Annotated in this window: 6 protein-coding genes and 2 pseudogenes; 2 read left to right on the top strand and 6 right to left on the bottom strand. The window is 44.1% G+C overall.

Annotated elements, in window-relative coordinates; translation table 11 throughout:
* Nucleotides 1–381: 381 nt before the first annotated feature.
* Nucleotides 382–1,764: a UDP-N-acetylglucosamine 1-carboxyvinyltransferase gene (murA, locus tag APA_RS19895; protein ID WP_201323980.1), complete on the top strand. Its 1,383-nt coding sequence runs from the start codon at nt 382–384 to the stop codon at nt 1,762–1,764.
* A gap of 54 nt (nt 1,765–1,818) precedes the next feature.
* The gene (gene folK / locus APA_RS19890) at nt 1,819–2,331 is read left to right on the top strand and encodes a 2-amino-4-hydroxy-6-hydroxymethyldihydropteridine diphosphokinase (protein WP_201323979.1); all 513 of its coding nucleotides are present in this window, start codon (nt 1,819–1,821) and stop codon (nt 2,329–2,331) included.
* Nucleotides 2,332–2,364: 33 nt separating this feature from the next.
* Here the strand turns inward: folK and APA_RS25305 are convergent, their stop codons facing one another.
* The 6 genes and pseudogenes from APA_RS25305 to APA_RS19865 all read right to left on the bottom strand — a co-directional run.
* Nucleotides 2,365–2,625, bottom strand: a complete 261-nt coding sequence (locus APA_RS25305; RefSeq protein WP_236579908.1) for a hypothetical protein — start codon at nt 2,623–2,625, stop codon at nt 2,365–2,367.
* A gap of 96 nt (nt 2,626–2,721) precedes the next feature.
* Nucleotides 2,722–3,111, bottom strand: a complete 390-nt coding sequence (locus APA_RS25300; RefSeq protein ID WP_236579907.1) for a Uma2 family endonuclease — start codon at nt 3,109–3,111, stop codon at nt 2,722–2,724.
* A gap of 104 nt (nt 3,112–3,215) precedes the next feature.
* Nucleotides 3,216–3,429 (bottom strand): annotated as a pseudogene (locus APA_RS25870) (four helix bundle protein); the annotation flags it as partial.
* A gap of 79 nt (nt 3,430–3,508) precedes the next feature.
* Complete coding sequence (locus APA_RS25865; protein ID WP_201323981.1) at nt 3,509–3,733, bottom strand: four helix bundle protein; 225 nt, start codon at nt 3,731–3,733, stop codon at nt 3,509–3,511.
* 67 nt (nt 3,734–3,800) lie between these two features.
* Nucleotides 3,801–4,157 (bottom strand): four helix bundle protein, encoded by a 357-nt coding sequence (locus APA_RS19870; protein WP_201323978.1) that lies wholly within the window; start codon nt 4,155–4,157, stop codon nt 3,801–3,803.
* An 81-nt stretch (nt 4,158–4,238) separates the two neighbouring features.
* Nucleotides 4,239–5,765: pseudogene (locus APA_RS19865) on the bottom strand (serine protease); the annotation flags it as partial.

Below are 5,765 nucleotides of genomic sequence, written 5' to 3'. Positions count from 1 at the left end.
AGTCCCCCAGAATTGGGGGATTTAGGGGGCAAAAACATTGGCTTTAGCTAAAAAATTTGTGTATATTGACTTCTCAAATACGATGTAAGTCCGCCGTTGGCGGACTTACATCGAAACCGATTTTGGAGTTTTCAGCGCCGCAGGCACTGAAAACTCCAAAATCGGTTTCATAATTTGAATTGCTGTATTACTTTTGACTAAATTGCCATATACGGCTCAATCATTAATAATGAGTAAATACACTTAGCGTACAAAAGTTAACAGTTTATCGGATATACTCCGCTAAACTTTTGGCTACGTTATTTTTGATGTGAGGAGGACAAGGCGATCGTTTACACAACCAGCTCAACCAATACAAATACAACTAACAATTTACAGCCTATGCAATCGACGATGGATCTTGGTAATGCTTCACAAATAGCTTCACAAATCATTGAGCCTATCGACCTAACCACGCTCGAATCTTCAGAAATGGAACTCAACGCCCCTGTCCTCCGCATCATTGGCAAAGCGAAACTGTCTGGGCATGTCCCCATTAGTGGTGCAAAAAATTCCATCCTTGCCCTCATGGCAGGCTCACTTTTATCGTCAGAAGGATGCCGTATTCGGAATGTCCCCAACCTCGCTGATGTGCAGCGCATGAGTGACATTCTCGAAACCCTCGGTGTAAAAATTTCGCGCAATGGCGAAGTTCTCGATCTTGATACCAGCAACTTGACAACAAACTCTGCACCTTACGAATTGGTAAGTAAGATGAGAGCTAGTTTCTTTGCAGTTGGTTCACTATTGGCAAGACTAGGATCAGCGAAAATTCCTCTGCCAGGTGGCTGTGCGATCGGGGCGCGTCCTGTAGAACTGCATGTACGAGGGTTGCAATCTCTAGGAGCATTTGTGCAGATCGATCATGGTATCGTCCATGCCCATGCCATGAGTCCCAATGGACGTTTGCAAGGCGCAAAAATTTATCTTGATTATCCCAGCGTTGGTGCGACCGAGACCTTGATGATGGCGGCGACGCTCGCTGATGGGCAAACCATGATCGAGAATGCGGCTCTTGAGCCTGAAGTCATCGATCTAGCCGATCTTTGTATGGCGATGGGCGCAAAGATAAGAGGTGCTGGCACAAGTACGATCATTATTGATGGTGTCGAAAAGCTCCATTTTGCTGATTTCACAGCGATTCCCGATCGTGTTGAAGCTGCAACTTTTATGGTTGCTGCCGCCATTACGCGATCGACCTTATCGATGTCGCCTGTGATTCCTGCACACCTTACCGCCGCAATTTCTAAACTGCAAGATATCGGGGTCACCGTGCGCCAAGATTCTGACAATATGATCACTGTTATTGGTGGTGATAACTATCGTGCTGTAGATATCGAAACCTTACCTTATCCTGGATTCCCTACCGATATGCAGGCTCAATTTATGGCTTTGCTGACCATCTGTGATGGCAATGGTGTAGTTACTGAAACTGTATTTGAAAACCGCTTGCAACATGTTGCTGAACTCAATCGTATGGGTGCAAATATTCGACTCAAAAATAATGTTGCTGTGGTGACTGGTGTACCTCAATTGTCGGGCGCTCCTGTAATGGCAACCGATCTACGCGCTTCGGCTGCGCTGGTGATCGCAGGACTAGCCGCCGATGGCGAAACCACGGTCATGGGCTTACATCATCTCGATCGCGGTTACGATCGCATCGAAGAAAAGTTACGTAATGTTGGCGCGAAGCTTTATCGCACAACTGAAGCGATTCCCGTATAATGCAATACAGACGCTGCATAGCAGAGTCTGTATTGTTGCTTGACATTAAATTGCATGACTGAGCTTTGCGCGATCGCCTTAGGTAGTAACCTGAGCAGTGAAATAGGTGACTCCGAAAAAATTGTCCGTTCAGCGATCGTGCAACTTTCAAGTCTTTCCGAAATTGAGATAATTCGCGTTTCCCGTTGGTATCGAACTAAGGCGATTACTTTGCCAAATTCTGCCCCACAGCCTGACTATATAAATGGTTGTGCAATTTTAAAAACCAGTTTTCAGCCTCTGCAACTTTTGCAAGCGCTTTTCTATACTGAACAGATGTTTGGTCGCGAACGCCGCGAACGATGGGGTGCAAGAACTCTCGATCTAGATTTATTGCTTTATAGCGATCGCCAAATTGATAGCCCCGAATTAGTAATACCGCATCCCCGAATGAGCGATCGAGCTTTTGTGTTATTACCCTTAGCGGAGATTGCCCCCGATTGGATTCATCCGAAAGCTGGTGTGGCGATCGGTAAACTCGCTAAAAATCCCCTCGATCTAGATTTAAGTCATCCTATTGCTATATAGCGTTTTCTCAAGTTATACAAAATGCTGCATATCCTAAAGATTCTCAGGATCAATACCTAATTCACACAACTTGTCAGCTAGTTTTGATGCCCGTTGTTCAGCCGCAAATTTAGCTTGCTCAGCTGTAAATTGCCCTTGCTCAGCCAGAGATTTAGCTCGCTCAGCCTCTAATTTAGCTGCTGCAAACTCTGCTGTGCTGCGTAGTTTTTGATCTGTTGCGGGATCATAGAAGCGCATTTCTCCATCTTGTTGTCGCCGCAATTCCAAGCCCAATACCTGCGAAAAGACAGACAATTCTCCTTCTTTGATCTGCGATGGAATCGACAGATAGTTTCCTTCTACTAAGCGCAGCCCCTGTAGAGGAGGTTTTAGATAGTCGGCAGTGGGGTCCTATTGGAAGTATTCTTTGATTCCTAAATATGCATATAGTCCTTTTTTTGTGCCTTGGTCTTCGCTGACTGTGCTTTTTGAGGTGACTTCTAAAACAAAATCTGGAGCCTTGTAATTTTCTTCCCATAGCTTGTAAGAAGGACACTTTTTCTTTTCAACGCCAAATACCACAAATACATCTGGTGCGACTACTGCCTTGGGATTTCCTTGTTCATAATAAATAAACAAGTTGCCTGAAATATAAACATCAGAATGATTTTGAAAATGTAAGCTCAATGCTTCAACGCCGTAGATTAAGTAATCTCTTGCTGCATCACTTTCTGCCATCGGTAAGCCATCACTGCTAGGATACTCAAGATCGGGAGCCACATACTTGAAGGAGGTTGTCATTAATAAACTCCTAAAGCTCAGTTAGTTTATAAGGTAAGTATACTGACATATTTTATTTAATTACGAATTACGAATTTAAAAACCTCAATTCGTAATTCGTAATTTCAATTCCCATTTTTTGCACTTTTTTGTATACTCCCAATAATCCGACATAGTTCTTCTACTTCGGGATGTATACTTTGAAATTCTTTTTCGGTGAGGTAATCAGTATCTTGTTTAACGGGCTTCTTTGTCGGCGATCGCTAGTTTGTGGATAAAGTCAGCTTTTGATTGACTGCCGATCGCTTCTTCAACATTTGCGCCGATGCTGGTTCCCGATTAAAATTACGAATTACGAATTACGAATTACGAATGAGGGGAGGGAGAATTACGAATGAGGAGAATTACGAATTACGAATTACGAATTGTTTTTTGTGCTTTTTTGGATGCTGCCGATAATGCGACATAGTTCTTCTACGTCGGGGTGTATGCTTTCAAATTCTTTTTCGGTGAGGTAATCGGTATCCTTTAGCAGCCTTAGCCAGTAGCTTGTTTCGCGGGCTTCTTTGTAGGCGATCGCTAGTTTGTGAATAAAGTCAGCTTTTGATTGTCCACCGATCGCTTCTTCAACATTTGCGCCGATGCTGGTTCCCGATTAAAATTACGAATTACGAATTACGAATTACGAATTACGAATTACGAATTACGAATTACGAATTATTTTTTGTGCTTTTTTGGATACTCCCAATAATCCGACATAGTTCTTCTACGTCGGGATGTATGCTTTCAAATTCTTTTTCGGTGAGGTAATCGGTATCTTTTAGCAGTCTTAGCCAGTAGCTTGTTTCGCGGGCTTCTTTGTAGGCTATGGATAGTTTTGAAATAAAGTCTGCTTTTGATTGTCCACCGATCGCTTCTTCAATATTTGCGCCGATGCTGGTTCCCGATCGCAATATTTGTTTAGATAGAACATATTCCTTTTTGGTGCTTGTCAAATACTGATAAAGCTTCACGATCCGCACTGCGAAGGCGTAACTTTTTTGTTGTACTAAATTATCAGGCTTCATTTATTTAATTATGAATTACGAAATTTTAACTCGTAATTCGTAATTGATAATTCGTAATTAAAAAAAACTCGTAATTCGTAATTAATCAATTCTCGTAATTCGTAATTCGTAATTGATCGCATCAACCCGCCCCCAGAAATATCCCATCTCGTCGCTGGCGCGTTTGGCTCTGTCGGCTTCGCGTCTGGCGGTAATGAGATCGCCTTCGCGCCAATGCAGCCATGCTAGGGCAATGCGAAGATCTGCTTCATAACGGCGATAACCGCCTGTAGTGGCATAGGTCAGCGCTTCGTCAAGATGTTGTCGCGCTAGTACTAGATCGTTCTCATTTCTAGGATTCTCATTTGTGCGGAGGGAAAGCATATAGCATTGCTCAGTTTGGGAATGGGAAATTGCTTGCACCACTTCTTGTGAAATTGGGATTAGTCCTAGACCAACCAACCAGCGACCATAGCCTAGCAAGGCTTCAATTAGAACGGCGCGAAAGGAAATACTGCGGGCGATTTTGAGGGCTTCGACATAATGAACTTGTGGATCGATGCCAAGATCGCCGAGAACGCGATGCGATCGGCTGATATTGTCTAACCAGTTATTTCGCTTGCAAATTTCTAGATTTGCCTCTGTAACGCGCCGCGCATAGTCCGCTTCACCATACCTTAGCAAGTATTCCGCGTGAAAACTGCCTATATCGCTGTACAGATATTGCTTGGACGAATCGATCTCACGTTGCAATGCCTCGGCTTGCTGAAAAGGCTCACCCGCCGTAGTTCCAGATCCTTGCAAAAATTTTGCATAAGCGAGACGGGCGAGTGAATAGCATTTGTAATTTTTATTTTCAGCGCGATCGCTTAGGGCGATCGCCTCACGCGCCGACTCAGCACTTGCCGCCAGATCGCCGAGATAAGCATACAAATCTGAAAGGCTATAGTAGCCCGCACTAGCGTTGTACCAATCAGATTGACTTATCCTAATATGATTTTTACGTTCATAAAAGGGAGATGCTTCACGCAAGCGTCCCAAATTCATGAGGCAGAGGGCGATCTCGTTCAGAATAAAGGCTTTATCACTTGGTTGGCTTACCTGCGGATCTTGCAATGTATCGCCCTGTGGGAAAAACTCTTGCATGATGGCGAGATTCGTTTCATAAGCACAGAGTTTATGGATAATGACACGGCTAGTCTTCTGATAAATCCGCTCCCAATAAATATCATCATTCGCCTCATCATACTCACCCGCCTGACAAGCATGATGTACCGCTTCAATCAACGGAGCAAGTTGATCGAGAGTTGGCAATTCGGGCATTTCTCCCGCAATATCGAGATACCATTCCTTAATTCGATTGTGGAGTGCCTGCACTACCTCAATGGGCTTCTCTTTCAGCCGTTCCAGATAATGCGACCTAATCAATGGATGCGTCGTATAATGTTGCAATCGGTTATCATAGCGCAACATCCGATAGTTCACTAATTGATTCAAAAACCCACTCGATCCCCCTAAATCCGCCAACGCTGCCTCCTTCACTGGCAAACGGAACGCACTAAAAGATTCCATCACCTCCCGTTCCGCCTCAGACAAATGCTCATCATAGCGCCGCAACACCCGCCGCAC

Origin of the sequence: Pseudanabaena sp. lw0831 (assembly GCF_016584665.1) — a bacterium.
In the GTDB taxonomy this organism is placed as follows: Bacteria; Cyanobacteriota; Cyanobacteriia; order Pseudanabaenales; family Pseudanabaenaceae; genus Pseudanabaena.
This window is presented reverse-complemented; position numbering and strand designations above follow the sequence as displayed.

Coding starts and splice junctions, on each gene's coding strand:
- murA (WP_201323980.1), top strand. CDS start 382: ATGCAATCGACGATGGATCTTGGTAATGCTTCACAAATAGCTTCACAA.
- folK (WP_201323979.1), top strand. CDS start 1,819: ATGACTGAGCTTTGCGCGATCGCCTTAGGTAGTAACCTGAGCAGTGAA.
- APA_RS25300 (WP_236579907.1), bottom strand. CDS start 3,111: ATGACAACCTCCTTCAAGTATGTGGCTCCCGATCTTGAGTATCCTAGC.
- APA_RS19870 (WP_201323978.1), bottom strand. CDS start 4,157: ATGAAGCCTGATAATTTAGTACAACAAAAAAGTTACGCCTTCGCAGTG.